The organism is Amycolatopsis sp. NPDC003731, assembly GCF_053586895.1.
In genome coordinates this window covers 1-16,580 of the sequence record NZ_JBSFNC010000073.1, presented here as the reverse complement: position 1 = coordinate 16,580, position 16,580 = coordinate 1, and the positions used below count along the sequence as shown (strand labels likewise).

The 16,580-nt window shown below is 70.3% G+C and carries 17 protein-coding genes and 1 pseudogene; 14 read left to right on the top strand and 4 right to left on the bottom strand.

The annotated features are described in order from the left end of the window. Positions 1 to 15: 15 nt before the first annotated feature. The 12 genes from ACWDN5_RS27035 to ACWDN5_RS26980 all read left to right on the top strand — a co-directional run bounded on the left by ACWDN5_RS27035 (position 16) and on the right by ACWDN5_RS26980 (position 11,309). Entirely contained in the window at positions 16 to 663 is a 648-nt protein-coding gene (locus ACWDN5_RS27035; protein WP_449678246.1) for a hypothetical protein, read from the top strand. A 45-nt stretch (positions 664 to 708) separates the two neighbouring features. Next, positions 709 to 1,185, top strand: coding sequence for a YqeB family protein (locus ACWDN5_RS27030; RefSeq protein ID WP_449678245.1), 477 nt, complete (start codon positions 709 to 711; stop codon positions 1,183 to 1,185). After that, complete coding sequence (locus tag ACWDN5_RS27025; protein ID WP_310968440.1) at positions 1,182 to 1,796, top strand: TetR/AcrR family transcriptional regulator; 615 nt, start codon at positions 1,182 to 1,184, stop codon at positions 1,794 to 1,796. The genes ACWDN5_RS27030 and ACWDN5_RS27025 overlap by 4 nt, the downstream gene beginning before the upstream one ends. A 19-nt stretch (positions 1,797 to 1,815) precedes the next feature. Further along, a complete protein-coding gene (locus ACWDN5_RS27020) occupies positions 1,816 to 2,202 on the top strand; it encodes a nucleotide exchange factor GrpE (protein WP_449678244.1) in 387 nt (128 codons plus the stop codon). After that, complete coding sequence (locus ACWDN5_RS27015; protein ID WP_449678243.1) at positions 2,199 to 4,037, top strand: dynamin family protein; 1,839 nt, start codon at positions 2,199 to 2,201, stop codon at positions 4,035 to 4,037. Before ACWDN5_RS27020 ends, ACWDN5_RS27015 begins: the two co-directional genes overlap by 4 nt. Before the next feature lie 101 nt (positions 4,038 to 4,138). Continuing rightward, positions 4,139 to 4,834: a hypothetical protein gene (locus tag ACWDN5_RS27010; RefSeq protein WP_449678242.1), complete on the top strand. Its 696-nt coding sequence runs from the start codon at positions 4,139 to 4,141 to the stop codon at positions 4,832 to 4,834. 349 nt (positions 4,835 to 5,183) lie between these two features. Continuing rightward, the gene (locus ACWDN5_RS27005; protein WP_310968445.1) at positions 5,184 to 7,007 is read left to right on the top strand and encodes a phosphoenolpyruvate carboxykinase (GTP); all 1,824 of its coding nucleotides are present in this window, start codon (positions 5,184 to 5,186) and stop codon (positions 7,005 to 7,007) included. Positions 7,008 to 7,084: 77 nt separating this feature from the next. Continuing rightward, entirely contained in the window at positions 7,085 to 7,927 is an 843-nt protein-coding gene (locus tag ACWDN5_RS27000) for a TIGR03621 family F420-dependent LLM class oxidoreductase (protein WP_449678241.1), read from the top strand. 14 nt (positions 7,928 to 7,941) lie between these two features. Then, positions 7,942 to 8,823 carry an LLM class F420-dependent oxidoreductase gene (locus ACWDN5_RS26995; protein ID WP_449678240.1) on the top strand — a complete coding sequence of 294 codons (882 nt, stop codon included), beginning with the start codon at positions 7,942 to 7,944 and terminating at the stop codon, positions 8,821 to 8,823. Then, positions 8,820 to 9,425, top strand: coding sequence for an ABC transporter ATP-binding protein (locus ACWDN5_RS26990; RefSeq protein WP_449678239.1), 606 nt, complete (start codon positions 8,820 to 8,822; stop codon positions 9,423 to 9,425). The genes ACWDN5_RS26995 and ACWDN5_RS26990 overlap by 4 nt, the downstream gene beginning before the upstream one ends. Then, positions 9,419 to 10,699 carry a hypothetical protein gene (locus ACWDN5_RS26985; protein WP_449678238.1) on the top strand — a complete coding sequence of 427 codons (1,281 nt, stop codon included), beginning with the start codon at positions 9,419 to 9,421 and terminating at the stop codon, positions 10,697 to 10,699. The genes ACWDN5_RS26990 and ACWDN5_RS26985 overlap by 7 nt, the downstream gene beginning before the upstream one ends. A gap of 31 nt (positions 10,700 to 10,730) precedes the next feature. Next, on the top strand, positions 10,731 to 11,309 hold the full coding sequence (locus tag ACWDN5_RS26980) for an EndoU domain-containing protein (RefSeq protein ID WP_310968450.1): 579 nt from the start codon (positions 10,731 to 10,733) through the stop codon (positions 11,307 to 11,309). Here the strand turns inward: ACWDN5_RS26980 and ACWDN5_RS26975 are convergent. The 3 genes from ACWDN5_RS26975 to ACWDN5_RS26965 all read right to left on the bottom strand — a co-directional run bounded on the left by ACWDN5_RS26975 (position 11,306) and on the right by ACWDN5_RS26965 (position 14,139). Then, positions 11,306 to 12,121, bottom strand: a complete 816-nt coding sequence (locus ACWDN5_RS26975) for a GNAT family N-acetyltransferase (protein ID WP_449678237.1) — start codon at positions 12,119 to 12,121, stop codon at positions 11,306 to 11,308. The two genes, ACWDN5_RS26980 and ACWDN5_RS26975, sit on opposite strands and share 4 nt — an antisense overlap. An 11-nt stretch (positions 12,122 to 12,132) precedes the next feature. Next, positions 12,133 to 12,405: a helix-turn-helix domain-containing protein gene (locus ACWDN5_RS26970; protein ID WP_310969649.1), complete on the bottom strand. Its 273-nt coding sequence runs from the start codon at positions 12,403 to 12,405 to the stop codon at positions 12,133 to 12,135. 114 nt (positions 12,406 to 12,519) lie between these two features. Beyond that, complete coding sequence (locus ACWDN5_RS26965; protein ID WP_310969648.1) at positions 12,520 to 14,139, bottom strand: alpha/beta hydrolase; 1,620 nt, start codon at positions 14,137 to 14,139, stop codon at positions 12,520 to 12,522. A gap of 191 nt (positions 14,140 to 14,330) precedes the next feature. Between ACWDN5_RS26965 and ACWDN5_RS26960 the strand changes: the two genes are divergently transcribed. Continuing rightward, a complete protein-coding gene (locus ACWDN5_RS26960; protein ID WP_310969647.1) occupies positions 14,331 to 14,609 on the top strand; it encodes a DUF3311 domain-containing protein in 279 nt (92 codons plus the stop codon). Then, complete coding sequence (gene mctP / locus ACWDN5_RS26955) at positions 14,606 to 16,261, top strand: monocarboxylate uptake permease MctP (protein ID WP_449678236.1); 1,656 nt, start codon at positions 14,606 to 14,608, stop codon at positions 16,259 to 16,261. The genes ACWDN5_RS26960 and mctP overlap by 4 nt, the downstream gene beginning before the upstream one ends. Here the strand turns inward: mctP and ACWDN5_RS26950 are convergent. After that, positions 16,258 to 16,580, bottom strand: a pseudogene (locus ACWDN5_RS26950) (hypothetical protein); the annotation flags it as partial. The gene mctP and the pseudogene ACWDN5_RS26950 overlap by 4 nt on opposite strands.

Below are 16,580 nucleotides of genomic sequence, written 5' to 3'. Positions count from 1 at the left end.
GCGTACTGTTGAAGCGTGCGCCTAGAAAACACGACATCCTGGCGAGCCGGCTGGAGCAGCGAGACCGAGGTCGACGTCGCGCTGTACATCCGGGACGCCTTGGCGCTGTCCGTTTCCGAGGGGCAGGTGCTGCCGCCGGTGGAACCGCAGGTGCCGGTGCACATCCCGGCCGGGCTCGACCGCGCGGCCGTCCAGGCGCACTGGGCCGGCTGGTGGGTCGACCTGCTCGCCTTCCTGCGCAACCGCGAGGACCCGGACCCGCGCAGCCCGCGCATCCGTTACGGCAGGCCCGCACTCGCCCCCGGCTCGGCGATACGCCAGGCGGTCGACTTCTTCGCCCCGGCCGCGGCCCGCCACTTCGCCAACGCCCGCGGCCCCGCCCTGCGCGGGTCGCACGAGCCGTCGGGCAGCACCCCGTGGGCCCCCGGCTTCTACCGCCGCCAGATCGTGGCCGGCGAGCGGCTCGGCCAGCTGGTCCGCGAGGCCGAAGTCCGCCTGGGCCGCCGCGCCTACCCCTTCCGCCTCAACGTCATCGAAATCTCGGTCGCTGGTTCGATCTGGCTGCGCACGGCCGAGGACCAGCTGCTCGTGTCGTCCCGCCTCGCCGAGAACGGACCGGGCCTCGAAGCGGTCCTCCGCGAGGTCATCGACCAGCTCGTCTGAACCCCCGGTTTCATAAACCGAGCACGCGGTCTAATAATGGACCGCATGGAGACGACCGTCGACGAGCCGTCGTGGCTGCGCACCGGGTCCTGGGTCGGCTGCCCGCTCATCGGGGGTGCGCTCGGCGTGGGCGTCTGGGCCATCGCCGCGTGGGTCAGCGACCTGCCCGCCTTCCCCTTCCAGGGCGTGTTCAAGGTGCTCACGAAGCTGCCGCAGCCGTGGGCGACGCTGGCCGCGGTCGGCGGCGGGCTCGTGCTCGGCCTGCTGTTCGCCGCGATCTGGGCGCACGAGCGCCTCGTCGTCACGGTGTCGCCGACCCGGGTCACCCTGGTCCGCGGCGACAAGACCCGCCGCATCGAGGCCGACCTCGAAGCCGTCTACCTCGACGGCAAGGAGCTCGTCCTGCGCACGACCGACGGCCGGGAGATCGCCCGCGAGAAGACCGACCTCACCGGCCGCGAGCTGGCGCCGGCCTTCGCCGAGCACGGCTACCCCTGGCAGGACGAGCCGGTCGAGCGATGAGGACGGTCGACCCGGCCAAGCACGCGGCCAAGCGCGCGTCGATCGTCGACGCGGCGGCCGGCTGCTTCGCGGAGAAGGGCTTCGAGCGGACGACGACCGCGGACATCTGCCGGGCCGCGGGCATCAGCTCCGGCAGCCTCTTCCACTACTTCCCCAGCAAGCGTGCGGTCTTCACGGCGATCTTCACCGACGACGCCGCCGAGACGGCCGATCGCCTCGAAGCCGCCGCGAAGACGGACGATCCGCTGGCCGCGCTGCTCGACGTCGTGACCGAGCTGGCGGGCCAGGTCGCGCACCCCGCGGTCGTCCGGCTCGTGCTGGAAGCCGCCGCCCAGGCCGCCCGCGATGACGAGTTCGCCGAGCTGATCCAGCGCAACGACCGGGCGATGCGGGACGGCCTGGCCGTCCTGGTCGCCCGCGCCGGCGCGGCCGGGCAGATCGACCCCGGCGTCGCCCCGCGCGCGGTCGCCGGCTGGCTGGCCGGCCTGATCGACGCGATGATTTCGCGGGCCAGCATCGACCCCGGCCTCGATCTGGCCGCCGAGCAGGCGATCCTCCGGACGATCCTGATCCGGTTCCTTCGCCCGGTTTCATCCCCGGAGGGTGGGTGAGTCCGCCAGACTGTGGGTCATGGCGTGGTTTCGCAAGGAGGGAACCGACGGCGGCGTGGCCGCGTCGGACACCGATGTGCACCCCTTGCAGCAGGTGAGTGATCTCGAGCGGGCACTCGCGGACCGCCAGGCGCTGATCCAGATGTGCCTGTACGCCCTGGACCGCGCCCGCAGCGGCGGCGTCGTCGAACGCCTGGAGGAGGGGCTCGCCGCGATCGGCGTCCAGGCCCTGCGGCCCGACGGCGAGCGCTTCGACCCGGCCCGCCACGAGGCCGGCGGCGCGGTCCCCACCGAAGACCCGGCGCTCGACGGCATCGTCGCGGAAACCGAGGTCACCGGCTTCGCCGACCACGACCGCCTGCTGCGCGCCCCCATCGTCACCGTCTACGCGAAGAAGAGCCCGTGAGCGCACCGACCGCGCCGAGCCTGCCCGCGCAGGTCGCCGCGACCCGAGACCAGCTGCTGACCGTCGTCCGCGACGCCGATCCGGACGCCGCCAAGTGGGTCGAGGACATCCGGAAGGCCCGGCCGAAGAAGCCGGCCGTCGTGGTCGTCGGCGAGACGAACCGCGGGAAGAGTTCGCTGGTCAACGCCCTGCTCGCGACACCGGGCCTGTCCCCTGTGGACGCCGACGTCGCCACCGCGACCTACCTGGTGTTCGACCACGCGGACAGCTGGGGCGCGCAGGCTTGCTACCCCGGCCAGCTCGCCCCGGTGCCGATCGACCTCGGCCAGCTGATCAACTGGGTGTCCGCCGCGCACGAGCTGCCGCCGGGGCAGATCCCGCCGCGGTACGTCGAGGTCACCGGGCCGGTGCCCCTGCTCGAACGGCTTTCGCTGGTCGACACGCCGGGGGTCGGCGGGCTCGACTCGATGCACGGCGAGCTCGCCAAGGAAGCCGCCGCGGGCGCCACCGCGCTGCTGTTCGTCGTCGACGCCTCGGCGCCGTTCACCTCGACCGAGCTGCAGTTCCTGCGGGACGTCGGCGAGCGCGTCGAGACCGTCGTGTTCGCGCTGACCAAGGTGGACATGTTCCGCGGCTGGCGCGAGGTCATGGAAGCCGACCGGCAGCTGCTGCGCGACTACGCGCCCCGCTTCGCCGAAGCGGTGTTCCACCCGGTGTCGGCGCGGATGTTCGAGACCGCGGCGAAGGCGCCCAACGAGCAGATGGCCGCGATGCTGCGGGAGAAGTCCGGCGTCGCGGCGATCCAGACGGCGTTGCAGGAGCTGCTCGTCGGCCGGTCGGCGATGCTCGGCGAGGCGAACACGCTGCGCGCGCTGTCCAGCGCACTGGGCGAGCTCAAGGCGAAGCTGCAGGCCGAGAGCCGCGCGCTGTCGGCGGGCGAGGCCGAGGCCGAGCAGCTGCGCGAACGCCGTGACCAGCTGCAGGCCGAACGCCGGAGCTCGACCCGCGGCTGGCAGCTGAAGCTGCGCGGCGAGGTGCAGCGCACCCGCGTCGAGGTCGGGCACGAAAGCAGCCGGCAGATGCGGGACGCGCAGACCCACTTCCGCCAGCTGATCGACGCCGCCAAGCGCGACGAGCTGGCCGCGCTGCCCCAGCAGGTCGACATCGCGCTGCAGACGACGTCGCAGCGCATTTCGATGCTGCTCTCGCAACGGCTGAACCAGGTCACCAACGTCTCACTGGCGGAGCTTTTCTCGCCCGAAGAGCTCGACGTCATCCGCGCGCAGTTCGCCCGGGCAGGCGGCCCGCCCGTGGTGCTGCGCCCGCCGGACAAGAAGCCGCCGACGGCCGAGGACAAGCTGCTCGTCTTCATGGGGATCTCCGGCGGTGTCGGGGCCGGCAAGGTGGCCGCGCTGCCGCTGGCCGGCGTCGCGATCCTCAACCCAGTCGTGCTGCCCGCGACGATCATCATCGGTCTCGGCGCCGGCTGGTGGATGGCCCGCACGCGCAAGCACGCGGCCGACAAGCAGCACATGAAGCAGTGGCTGGTCGAGGCCATCGCGGACGCCCGTTCGACGCTCGACCAGCTGGTCGCCGAGCAGCTCATCGAGGCCGAGCAGCAGCTGTCGATGGCCCTGGACGAGGCGCTGGGCCGGCGCATCGACGCCATCGAGGCGGAGCTGAAGGAAGTCGACAAGACGATCAAGATGGGCGCGCAGGAGCGGGCCAAGAAGATCGCCGTCGTGTCGAAGCGGCTCAAGGAGGTCAGTGACGGTCGCGAGCGCGCCGAAGCTTTCCTGACGCGGATCCGGGCGCTGCGGGACAAAACCGCCTGAGCACCGGTCCGGTTGTGAAGCGGAACCGAACGGGCCTACGGTGAGTCATACCCTCAGACAGCAGGTCGGAGCGTGTTACCCGGTTCGAAGGGGGAAGTGCCATGTGGGTCGACGAGAGCGGCGGCAGCGACACCGACGCGAGCAGCCCGGACGCGATGACCGTCCACGTCGACGGCCAGGAGTACCAGGCCGAGGTCAACTACGACGTGAACGAAGACGGGGTGAACGACACCGCGATCATCGAGCACGACGACGGCTCGGCCCAGGCGTTCATCGACACGAACCACGACGGCGAGGCCGACCACTACGCCGTGCTGGACGAGAACGGGAAGGTCGTCGAGCAGGCGGTCTACGACGAAGCCAGCGGCCAGTGGGTCCAGGACGGCGCGGGCGTCGGCCACGACGACTCCGACACCGGCGGCCGGGACGACAGCTCCGGCGGCCACATCCACGCCGACCTGCCGGACGGCGAAGTCGACGCGGGCGTCGCGACCATCGACACCGACCACGACGGCCACAACGACACCGCCATCGTCGAGACGAAGAGCGGCGGCACCATCGCCTTCACCGACAAGGACGGCGACGGCGAAGCGGACATCGCGGTGCAGACCGAGTCCGACGGCACGACCACGACGTTCGAGCACTCCGGCCCCGGTCAGTGGACCGAAGTCTCCAGTGGACTGAGGAACGACGGCGATCCCGCCGCGGACGCGGCCTGGGGCGAGGCCGGCACGCAGACCCTGGAAGGCGTCGCGCGCATCGACTCCGGCACCGGGCAGTGGATTTCGCCGAACTGAAAGTGACCCAGGTCATAGTTTGAAAGCCCGGGGCTGCGGCCTCGGGCTTTCTTCATGTCTTCAATGAAAACGAGCAGGTCACAGGTGTGTCCCGGGCCACCGCAAGATTTTCGGCGAATACACCGATCAAGTGACATCTGAATCGATTCCCTTATCGTTCTTGTGAGAGAACCTACACGTCAGCTCTCGGTTACTTGCCGGTCATGCGGCTACTCTCGGGGAATCCCAAAACATCCACACCGGTTCGCCAGCCGGTGTGCGAAGCCATTCGGTCGCCGGCAATGACGCCCGCACCGGGACAACGTCGTTCCGGTGCGGGCGCATTTGTCGTCGGAAGTCAGGAGTAGAGATGACCGCAGTCGCCATCCCCGGACTGGACACCGCGCCGACGACGCACACTGGCGTGCTGTCCTTCGTCCGGGAGGTCGCCGAGCTGACCACCCCGGACCGGGTCGTGTGGGTCGACGGGTCTGACGAAGAAGCCGCCCGGATCAACCAGGAGCTGGTCGAGGCGGGCACGTTCGTGCAGCTCAAGTCGAAGCCGAACTCCTTCTGGGCCACTTCCGACCCCGACGACGTCGCCCGCGTCGAAGACCGGACCTTCATCTGCTCGGAGCGTCCCGAGGACGCCGGTCCGACCAACAACTGGATGGACCCGGCCGAGATGAAGGCCACCATGACCGAGCTGTTCCGCGGCTCGATGCGCGGCCGCACGATGTACGTCATCCCGTTCTGCATGGGCCCGCTCGGCGACGAGAATCCCAAGCTGGGTATCGAAATCACCGATTTCGCCTACGTTGTCGCGTCGATGCGCGTGATGACCCGCGCCGGCAAGGCGGCCCTCGAGAAGTTCATCGCGCCGGACGGCAGCGAGCGCGAATTCGTGCCCGCGCTGCACTCGGTCGGGCACCCGCTCGAACCGGGCGAGAAGGACGTTTCCTGGCCCTGCAACGAAACGAAGTACATTTCGCACTTCCCCGAGGAGCGCGCGATCTGGAGCTACGGCTCGGGGTACGGCGGCAACTCCCTGCTGGGCAAGAAGTGCTACTCGCTGCGCATCGCTTCGGTGATGGCGCGCGACGAGGGCTGGCTCGCCGAGCACATGCTGATCCTCAAGCTGATCTCGCCGGAGGACAAGGTCCACTACGTCGCGGCCGCGTTCCCGAGCGCCTGCGGCAAGACCAACCTCGCCATGCTGCAGCCGACCATCCCGGGCTGGCGCGCCGAGACCCTGGGCGACGACATCGCCTGGATGCGCTTCGGTGAAGACGGCCGCCTGTACGCGGTCAACCCCGAGTTCGGGTTCTTCGGCGTCGCGCCGGGCACCGACTGGCACACCAACCCGAACGCCATGCGCACGATCGAGAAGGGCAACACGGTCTTCACGAACGTCGCCCTGACCGACGACGGCGACATCTGGTGGGAGGGCATGGAGAACAAGCCCCAGCACGCCACGTCGTGGAAGGGCCAGGACTGGACGCCGGACTCCGAGGAGAAGGCCGCCCACCCCAACTCGCGCTACTGCACGCCGATGTCGCAGTGCCCGATCCTGGCGCCGGAGTGGGACGACCCGAAGGGCGTGCCGATCTCGGCGATCCTGTTCGGCGGCCGCCGCAAGACGACGGTCCCGCTGGTGAACGAGGCCCGCGACTGGCAGCACGGTGTGTTCATGGGCGCCACGATGTCGTCGGAGACGACGGCCGCGGCGGCCGGCGCGGTCGGCAACGTCCGCCGCGATCCGATGGCGATGCTGCCGTTCCTCGGCTACCACGCCGGTGACTACTTCAAGCACTGGCTGAACCTGGGCAAGAACGCCGACGCGAACAAGCTGCCGAAGATCTTCTACGTCAACTGGTTCCGCCGCGGCGACGACGGCCGCTTCCTGTGGCCGGGCTTCGGCGAGAACTCCCGGATCCTCAAGTGGGTCGTCGAGCGCGTCGAGGGCCGTGGCAACGCGGTCGAGACGCCGGTCGGCTTCGTGCCGCGGGCCGAGGACCTCGACACCGAGGGCCTGACCGAGCCGCTCGAGGACATCCAGGCCGCCCTGGACGTCAAGCCCGAGGAGTGGCGCGAGGAGCTGCCGCTGATCGAGGAGTGGTTCGAGAAGATCGGCGACAAGGTTCCGACGTCGCTGCGTGACGAGCTCGACGCGCTGGCCCAGCGCCTCAGCTGAGCTCCCTGAGACAGGGGACGCCTCCCGGCCGCATCCGGGAGGCGTCCCTTTGTTCTTTTACGGGTAGTTTCGCGGCCATGAGACCGTTCCGCTTCGGCGTCGCGTTGTACGTGCCCGGCTCACGGGCCGAGTGGGTGGCGAAGTGCCGCCAAGCCGAGGACCTCGGCTACGACGTCGTCGGCGTGGTCGACCACCTCGGCCGGGTCGCGCCGCTCCCGGCTCTGCTCCTCGCCGCCGAGGCCACCGAGCGGATCCGGCTGAACACCTACGTCCTGAACGCGAGCTTCCACAACCCGGTGCTGCTGGCCCGGGACGTCACCGCGCTCGACGAGTTCACCGGTGGCCGGGTGGAGATCGGGATCGGCGCGGGGTACGTCCGCGCGGAGTTCGAAGCCGCCGGCGTCGACTGGGGCACGCCCGGCCGCCGGTTCGAACGGCTCGTCGACGTGGTCACCGAGCTCGAGCGCGCGTTCACCGACCGCCCGCGGCCGCCGCTGCTGCTCGGCGGCCGGGGCGACCGGATGCTGACCTTCGCCGCCGCGCACGCCGACACCATCGCCCTCACCGGCACCGCGCCCGGAGCGGCCGAGGGTCGGTTGGCCCTGGCCGGTGCTGCCGCGCTGGCCGAGCGCGCAGAGTTCGTGAAGCAGGTGCTCGACGGCCGGGACGTCGAGCTGAACCTGATGGTCCACTTCGTCCGGATCACCGATGACCGGCGAGCGGCCCTGGAAGCGGCCCACGAACTCGTGCCGCACCTCGGCGTCGAGGAGCTCGGCGAGCTGGCCACGGTCGTCGCCGGCTCGGCGGAAGCGGCGGCCGAGCAGCTGCTGCGCACCCGCGAGACCCTCGGCGTCAGCTACTTCACCGTGCTCGAAGACGACCTGGCCAGGCTGGGCCCGGTGATCGAAAAGCTCCGGTGAGTACCTTGGTCGGCATGACTGGGGATTTCCGTTTCGGTGTCAACATGGTCGTGCCGGACAGCCGTGCCGCCTGGGTCGAGAAGTGCCGCAAGGCCGAGGACCTCGGCTTCGACGTCCTGTCGGCGGCCGACCACCTGGGCATGGCGCCGCCGTTCCCGGCGCTCGTGCTGGCCGGCGAGGTCACCTCGCGCGTCAAGCTGAACACCTTCGTGCTCAACGCGCCGTTCTACAACCCGGTGCTGCTCGCCCGGGACGTCACGGGCACCGACCAGTTCACCGGCGGGCGCCTGGAGCTCGGGCTCGGCGCCGGGTACGTCAAGGAGGAGTTCGAGGCCGCCGGGATGCCGTTCCCGTCCGCCCGCGAGCGCGTCGACCACCTCGAGCGGACGATCGCCGAGCTCAAGCGGCGGTACGCCGACCCCGAGCACAAACCCGCGCCGGTGCGTCCGGAAGGCCCGCCCCTGCTGCTGGGTGGCCGCGGCGACCGGGTGCTCAGCCTGGCCGCGCAGCACGCCGACATCATCGGCTTCACCGGGACCACCAAGACGCCCGACGGCTCGCCCTTGGCCGCGGCCGCGCCCGAGGAGGTCGACGAGCGCGTGGCGTTCGTGCGGGCGAAGCTCGGCGACCGCGCGCCTTCGGTCGAGTTCAACCTGCTCTGCCAGTTCGTGAAGGTCACGAACGACCGCGCGGCCGGCCTGGCCGAGCTGGAGCAGCTGGTGGGCGGCCGCCTGAGCGCCACCGAGATCGGCGAGCTGCCGGTCGCCCTGGTCGGCACGCCCGCGCAGATCGCCGACCAGCTGCGGGCGCACCGCGAGCGGTTCGGGTTCAGCTACTTCACCGTCCTCGAGCCGTTCCTCGACGAGTTCGCCCCGGTCCTCGAAGCCCTCCGATGATCGACGCGAAGGCGCTCGGCGTCCGGGCCGGCGAGCTCTGGCTGTTCGACGACCTCGACTTCACCGTCGACCCCGGCGAGTGCGCCGCGATCGTCGGGCCGAACGGTGTCGGCAAGTCGACATTGATGCGCTGCTTCTACGGCATGCAGAAGCCGCAGCGGGGCCGCGTGCTGATCGACGGCAAGGTGCCGGACGAGCGGGACGTCGAATTCCGGCGCAAGGTGACGGTGCTCTTCGACGACTCCGACTTCTTCGCCGAGCTGACCCCGTTGCAGCACCTCGAACTGCTGTCGGGTTCGTTCGGCGCCGACCTCGGCGACCACGAGAAACTGCTGCGCGACGCGGGCCTGGGCGAACGCATGCGCGTGACGTCCGGGCACTTCTCCGCGGGCCAGCGGCGTCGCCTGCTGCTGCTCGGCGTCACCGCGCGGCCCCACCGGGTGCTCCTGCTGGACGAGCCGGAACGCGCGCTGGACACGGCGGGCAAGGAATGGCTGGTCGAGGTGATCGCCCGGTCGACGGCGGCCGGCGCGGCGGTCGTGGTGGCCACCCACCACCCGCCGCTGCTGGAAGCCGCGGACAGCGTGCTCGAACTGTGGTGACGCTGACCCCGAGGCGGATGCGGATCCCGGGCCGGAAGCGGTTCGGCGGGATCTTCAGCGGCGACACCGCGACCTTCGTCTTCCTGTTCGGCTTCGGGTTCCTGTTCACCGCGTTCTTCCACGTCGACGCCTGGCGCCCGGCGCTCTACGGATCGTCCATTGTGGACTTCCCGGCCGTGCTCGGGCTGCTGACGCTGTGCTGCGCGGTGGGCTGGCGCGGCCTACTGCGGCGCGGCTTCGCCTGGGTCGAACCGGCGGAGCTGACCTGGCTCGACTTCGCCCCGGTCGACCGCGGCCGCGTCGTCACGCTCCGGCTGCTCGGCGCCTGGACCGGCGTGATCGCGGTGACCGGCTACCTGGCCGCGCTGCTGCTCGCCGTCGGCGGCGCCGGGCTGAACGAGTGGCGCGCGGCGGTCGCGATCGTCGCCGCGACCGGGGTGGCGGCCTTCGCGTCGGCCCGGCGGACGTCGTTGCGCCTCGACGCGCTCGGCCCGCTGGCGCTCGCGGTGCTCGGCCTGGGCATCGCCGCGCTCCGCCTCGGCCCGGCGACGGTGCAGTTCGTCGCGGCCGGGGTGCTGGTCGCGGCGCTGCCGCTGGCCTTCGGCGGCGAACCGGTGTCGCGCGCGGGCCGGGCGGCGCTGCTCGCCGGGTGGGACGGCCGGGTGCTGCGCTCGGTCGCCGTCACCTTCCTCGACCCGATGATGCTGCTCCCGCCGTCCGCGCCGATCGGCGGGCTTTCGCTGCGCCGCCCGACCCCGCTGCGGCTGGCGTGGGCGGGGACGCTCGGCCGGTCGCGGTACGCGGGGGCGGCGCTGCTGGTCGGCCTCGCGGTCGTCGTCGCACACATCGCGGTGCCGACCGTGCCGGGCGCGGTCCTGGTCGGCCTCGGCGCGTACGTCGCGCTGACACCGTTCGCCGGCGGGCTCGGCGAGCTGTGGCGCAATCCGGGCCGCCGCCGGTGGCTGGGCTCGCGGGATCGCGACCTGGTGCTGGCCCACGGCCTGGTGCTCGCCGGGGTGGGTCTTCTTTGGGCGACAGCGCTGTTCGTGGTCACCCTCGCGGGTGGGACGTCGTTCGCCGCGGGCGCGTGGCTCGCCGTGCCGCTTTCGGTGCTCTCGATCCTGCGCACGGTCACCCGCACCGCCGTTGACTACGCGAATCCCGGGTTCGTCGACACCCCGATGGGCCCGATGCCGGCCAACCTCACCCGCCAGCTCTTCCGCGGTCTCGATCTCCAGGTCGTCGGCATCGTGCTGCTCGCCGCGGCCGTTTGACCTACGCTCGTTGCGACGAAGGGAGCAGCGAGTGGGCGGCGGGCACGCACCGGGCGTCGGGCGCAGGGCGACCAGCGAGTTCCCGGCCGGCTGGACCGACGAGCAGATCATCTCCGTGGTCAAGGACGTCGCCAACGACCCCAGCGAGGCCCGGCGCCAGCAGCGCAACGGCCGCTGGCGCTGCGCCGGCGAGCGGTTCAACGTCCACTTGATCGTGCTGGTCGAGGACAACGGGCACGTCCACACCGCCTACCCGGTGGCCGGGCCGGGCGTGGTCCGCAACCCCGACACCGCCCGCGACCCGGCGAACCCGACGGTGGCGGACCTCAAGGGCAACCGCATCAGCTTCTTCGCCGACAGCGTCCTGACGATGATCGGCAACCGCCTTTCGCCGGAGGACTACACGCACTACCGCACGCTGCTGTGGGCCGGCGAGTGGGAGGAACTGGCCGACGTCCTGGCCGCGCACGCCTACCGGGTCGGCTTCGGCTTCTCGGCCGACGAGTTTTCGGACTTCGAGAAGCTGCTGAACAGCTACGACCTGCCGGTGCCGGGCTGCGCGTTCCTCAACGACCGCGAGCACATCCTCAAGCAGCTGCGCCCGCTCTAGCGGAAGTCGTACCCGCGGAACGCGGCGATCGGGACGAAGCCGAGGCGCCGGTACAGGGCGTTGCTCGTGACGTTGGCGGGATCGGTGTAGAGGACCACGTCCGTCGCGCCGGCGGCGAGCGCGGCCTGGCTCGCCGCCACCGTCACCGCGCCCGCGTAGCCCCGGCCGCGGAACCGGACCGGGGTGTAGACGGGGTCGATCCGGACCATGCCGGCCAGCACCGGGGTCGAGCCGGCCATGGCGACCGGAACGCCGGTCTCCCAGAACGTGAACCGCTTGCCCGCGAAGTTCGAGGCGGCCCAGGACCGCTCGTCGGCCAGGGGCGCGTCCCCGACCGCGGTGGCGAACTCGCTGCACCAGCGCACGACCTCCGCGTGGTCCGGCGCGGCCGAAGCGCGGCCTTCGGGCATCGGGTCGGGCGGGGTGAGCGTGCCGAGCCGGTGCAGGCGCACCCGCACGCCCGGCTCCGGTGTCATGCCGGTTCGGCGGTGCCACGCCTCGGCGAACGCGGTGGCCGAGTCGTCCTCCGCGGTCACTCCGCACAATGCGTGGCCGGCCAGGTCCGCGGCGAGGACGTCGACCTCGTCCGGTGCGACCGGAGTCAGGATCAGGCGTAGCGACGGGCGGAGGTAGCAGATCGCACGGACCTCGCCGTCCCGCTCCAGCCGGCCGAAGAGCGTGCCCTTTTCTTCTTGGGTCCGCAGCTTCTCGAGCCGGGTCAGCTGCGAGGTGTGCAGCGCGGGCCGTGAGCGCAGGAAGTCCCCGGCCCGGGCGAGGAAGTCCTCGATGTCGCCGGTGAGGTGCCAGCGCATGTCCGGGGCGGTCAGCTCGCCTGCGAAAGTGGCGGCGACGCGGCAGGTGTGACGGCCGCCCGCAACTCCTCCAGCGGCAGCCCGACGGCATCCGCAATAGCCGCCACCGTGAAGAACGCCGGCGTCGGAATCCGGCCGGTCTCGATCTTCCGGAGCGTCTCGACCGAGATCTCCGCCTCGGCGGCGACGTCGACCATGCTCCGGCCGGCGCGTGCCGCCCGCAGGGCCTGGCCCAGGCGTTCGCCCCGTTCGCGCTCTTCGTCCGTCAGCGGTACCCGCACCATGAGCGTGATTCTAATACCACTAGTTGTCCACGGCCTGTGGACAACTCTGTGCACAGGTGTGGAAAAGGCCCCGCCGAACCGGAGTTCGGCGGGGCCCCACCACATCTAGTGCCCTCAGGCGCCCGCGGGCACCGGAAGTGGCATGCCGGGCAGGCTCTGGTCGTTCGGCACCACGCCGTCGATCAGGTAGGCCTCCACGACCTTGTCCACACCCGCGTTGCCGCCGGCGTAGATGCCGTGGTCACCCTCACCGGTGATCGTCAGCATCCGCGAACCCGCGAACGCCTTGTGCGCGCGCTTCGCGCCCTCGATCGGCGTCGCCGGGTCGTGTTCCGACTCGACGATCAGCACCGGCGGGACACCCTTGCCGTCGAGCACGGGCAGCGGGGACGGCGGCTTCTTCCAGAACAGGCACGGCTGGATGAACCAGCCGGCCCCCAGGAGCGGCAGCTGCTTGTCGATCAGCTTCTGCGAGTCCTTGATGGCGCTGTTCGGCGAGCCGGTCCACGGACCCTCGTTGCACGGGATGGTCCAGAAGCTGGCGTCGTAGGAGTCGCCGTCGGCCGGCACCATCAGCGGCTGCGCGCCGTAGGTGACGGTGCTCTTGTCGGCGGCCTTGGCCTTCTGCGCGGCCGACGACTTGGCCGCCGCCGAAGCGGTGCCCTGGGTCAGCGTGCGGACGCTGACCAGGTAGTCGGCCAGGCCGGGGAAGGCGCGCTTCGAGTAGATCTGCGACGCGATGAACGAGTCGAGGCCGTTGGCCGAGACGGTCGAACCGTCGGGCAGGGTGACCGCGCCCTGGGTCAGGGCGTAGCGGACCTGCTCGTAGGTCTGGCGGGCGGCCTCGCCGGTGGTGCCGAAGTGGTAGAGCTTGTCGTACTTCGCCATCCACGGGAGGAAGTCCTGCCGCCAGCGGCGCTCGAAGCCGAGCGGCTGCCAGTCGAACGACTTCTGCCAGGTCGTGGTGAACTCGGTGGCCGAGTCGAGGACGAACCGGCCGGTGCGCGTCGGGTAGGCCTGCGCGTAGTGCGCACCCATCCAGGTGCCCGCCGAGTAGCCGACCCAGTTGATCTTGTCGCGGCCGAGCAGCACGCGCAGCAGGTCGATGTCCTTGACCGTCTGGTCGGTGTTGATCAGCGGGCCCAGCTCGCCGGACTTCTGCTGGCAGGACAGCGCCGCGTACTTCGTCGCCTGCAGGATCAGGTTCAGGTTGCCGCGGTCGCGGTCACGCGGGTCCAGGTCCGACCCGGTGCCGATGGCGCCACCACAGGTGATGTTGGTGCTCTTGCCGGTGCCGCGCGGGTCGAAGCCGACGATTTCCTGGTGCTCGCGCAGCTTCGTCTGGTTGCGCAGGCGGGCCGGGAAGTTGCGGCCGGGCGCGCCCGGGCCACCGGGGTTGGTGACGACGCTGGCGGTCGCGTCCTGCGTCGCCTTCAGGCGGCTGACCGCGATGGTCAGGTCGATCTGGGCGTTCGCCTGGTACCAGTTGCGCGGGGTCTTGTAGGTCGCGCACTCCATGTCCTCGGCGCCCGCGGGCGGGGCCGTCGGCAGCTCGGAGGGGACAGCGCACTTGTGCCAGTCCAGCTTCTGGTTCGCGTACTGCGCCGGGATGTTCGTGGAGTTCAGCGGCTGTTTACCGGCCGCGACCTCCTGGCCTGCGAACGCAGGAGTGAACCCGGCCAGCAGGGTGCCGGCGATCGCCGGGATCACCACCGCGTAGCGGAGTCGTGTCATACGGTTGCCCCTTTTGGGTTTTGCGCGTGCGGAGTCGGCTATTGATATCGGGCCGGTACGGGCGGGGCAACCCACGTTCGTCGGAGAGCTTTGCGCGGGGCGATCAAATCGATATCGGACAAGCGTGACTCGCTGTCACCCAGGTCTTAAGGTCAGTCAGTCGGTTACGGAAGTGTCAAGGGTGAGGTCCGATGTCGACTGTGAAGCACGACGGAAAGGTGCGCGGGTTCCAGTTCAGCCCGTGGAACCTGCTCCTGATCGTCCCGTTGCTGGTCCTGGTCACGCCACTGTTCAACATGGACGGTCCACGGCTGTTCGGGATGCCCTTCTTCTACTGGTTCCAATTCCTCATGGTCGGCGTCGGGGTGCTCAGCACCTGGATCGTCTACCTGATGACGCGGGACAAGCCGACCGTCGACGCGCCGGACAAGCTGAGCGTCGAGGACCTGGACGAGGGGGACGCTCGATGAGCAACCTGCAGTGGCCCGAGCTGATCATCTTCACGCTCCTGTTCGCCCTGGTCACCGTGCTCGGCTTCATGGCGTCGCGCTGGCAGCGCGGCAGCACGCTGGACCACCTGGACGAATGGGGTCTCGGCGGCCGCAAGTTCGGCTCGTGGATCACCTGGTTCCTGCTCGGCGGTGACCTCTACACGGCGTACACGTTCGTCGCGGTGCCCGCGCTGGTGTTCAGCGCCGGCGCGCTCGGCCTGTACGCGCTGCCGTACACGATCGTCGTCTACCCGATCGTCCTGCTCCCGGCCCTGCGGATGTGGTCGGTTTCGCGGGTCCGCGGCTACGTGACCCCGGCCGACTTCGTGCGCGGCCGCTTCGGCTCGCCGATCCTGGCGCTGCTGGTGGCGGTCACCGGCATCGTCGCGACCATGCCCTACATCGCGCTGCAGCTGGTCGGCCTCGAAGCCGTGCTGCGGACGATGGGCATCAACGGCTCCGGCATCGTCGGGCACCTGCCGCTGCTGGTCGCCTTCATCATCCTGGCCTTCTACACCTACCAGTCCGGCCTGCGGGCGCCCGCGCTGATCGCGTTCGTCAAGGACATCCTGATCTACCTGGTGATCCTGGTGGCGATCATCTACCTGCCCTCGAAGCTCGGCGGCTGGTCGCACATCTTCGACGCGGCGGCGAAGAAGCTCGGCACGCCGAGCCCGGCCACCGGCAAGCCGTCCGGGTCGATCCTGCTCACGGCCAACAACCAGCTGCAGTACGCGACGCTGGCCCTGGGTTCGGCGCTGGCGCTGTTCCTGTACCCGCACTCGCTGACCAGCGTGCTGGCCTCGCGCGGCCGCAGCGTGATCAAGCGGAACATGGTCGCGCTGCCGGCGTACTCGCTGGTGCTCGGCCTGCTGGCGCTGCTCGGTTACGTGGCGATCACCGCCGGCGTGAAGCCGCTGACGAACGCGGCGACCGGCAAGGCGGACGGCAACACGATCGTCCCGGTCCTGTTCGACAACCAGTTCTCGTCCTGGTTCGCCGGGATCGCGTTCGCCGCGATCGGCATCGGTGCCCTGGTGCCGGCCGCGATCATGTCGATCGCCGCGGCCAACCTGTGGACCCGCAACATCTACAAGGAGTACCTCCGCAAGAACGCGACACCGGCGGAAGAGGCGAAGCAGGCGAAGCTGGCTTCGCTGGTCGTGAAGCTCGGCGCGGTGGCCGTGATCATCCTGATCGACCCGCAGTTCTCGATCGACCTCCAGCTCATCGGCGGTGTGCTGATCCTGCAGACGCTGCCGGCCGTGGCGCTCGCGCTGTACACGCGCTGGTTCCACCGCTGGGGCCTGATCGCGGGCTGGATCGTCGGCATCGGCTGGGGTCTGATCATGCTGTACGGCATCCCCAACCCGGCCAACGGCAAGCTCCACTTCGGCGGTTCGGCGCTCGCACTGGGCAACATGTCGATCTTCGGCTGGCACCCGTTCGCGGGCTCCCAGGTCCAGATCTACGTCGGTTTCGTGGCGCTGATCGCCAACCTGGTGGTCGCGGCGATCGTCACCGTGATCGCCCGGCAGCTGAAGGTGTTCAACGGCACGGACGACACCGAGCCGGAGGACTACCACACCGACGAGCACGACAAGAACCTGCGCCCGATCGGCGTCCACTAAGTCCACTGAGGACGGATGATCGCCCGGGAAACGAGGTAGAGCACCAGCCCGTTGAGCAGGTGCCAGAGGAAGTGCGTGCCGGCCGGGACGTAGTCACACACGTCCCGGTCGAGCGTGCGCAAGCTCAGTGAGAGCGCGAAAACCGCGCCCGCGACGGCGAACTGCGGCCAGGCGGTGTCGCGCTGGAAGGCGAGCACCACGGCGAAGACGCCGAGACCGATCAGCGCGGAGAGGTACAGCCCGCCGCCCAGCAACGCGGTGGCCGCGGTCAGCACGAGGAACGCCGGCGCGGCCACCCACGCCCACCGCCTGCTCCAGT

Bases quoted from the DNA above. Each gene is read 5' to 3' on its own strand.
- ACWDN5_RS27005 (WP_310968445.1), top strand. From the start codon at position 5,184: ATGACCGCAGTCGCCATCCCCGGACTGGACACCGCGCCGACGACGCAC.
- ACWDN5_RS26995 (WP_449678240.1), top strand. From the start codon at position 7,942: ATGACTGGGGATTTCCGTTTCGGTGTCAACATGGTCGTGCCGGACAGC.
- ACWDN5_RS27010 (WP_449678242.1), top strand. From the start codon at position 4,139: ATGTGGGTCGACGAGAGCGGCGGCAGCGACACCGACGCGAGCAGCCCG.
- ACWDN5_RS27030 (WP_449678245.1), top strand. From the start codon at position 709: ATGGAGACGACCGTCGACGAGCCGTCGTGGCTGCGCACCGGGTCCTGG.
- ACWDN5_RS26990 (WP_449678239.1), top strand. From the start codon at position 8,820: ATGATCGACGCGAAGGCGCTCGGCGTCCGGGCCGGCGAGCTCTGGCTG.
- ACWDN5_RS27025 (WP_310968440.1), top strand. From the start codon at position 1,182: ATGAGGACGGTCGACCCGGCCAAGCACGCGGCCAAGCGCGCGTCGATC.
- ACWDN5_RS27000 (WP_449678241.1), top strand. From the start codon at position 7,085: ATGAGACCGTTCCGCTTCGGCGTCGCGTTGTACGTGCCCGGCTCACGG.
- ACWDN5_RS27020 (WP_449678244.1), top strand. From the start codon at position 1,816: ATGGCGTGGTTTCGCAAGGAGGGAACCGACGGCGGCGTGGCCGCGTCG.
- ACWDN5_RS26965 (WP_310969648.1), bottom strand. From the start codon at position 14,139: ATGACACGACTCCGCTACGCGGTGGTGATCCCGGCGATCGCCGGCACC.
- ACWDN5_RS26975 (WP_449678237.1), bottom strand. From the start codon at position 12,121: ATGCGCTGGCACCTCACCGGCGACATCGAGGACTTCCTCGCCCGGGCC.
- ACWDN5_RS26960 (WP_310969647.1), top strand. From the start codon at position 14,331: ATGTCGACTGTGAAGCACGACGGAAAGGTGCGCGGGTTCCAGTTCAGC.
- ACWDN5_RS26970 (WP_310969649.1), bottom strand. From the start codon at position 12,405: ATGGTGCGGGTACCGCTGACGGACGAAGAGCGCGAACGGGGCGAACGC.
- mctP (WP_449678236.1), top strand. From the start codon at position 14,606: ATGAGCAACCTGCAGTGGCCCGAGCTGATCATCTTCACGCTCCTGTTC.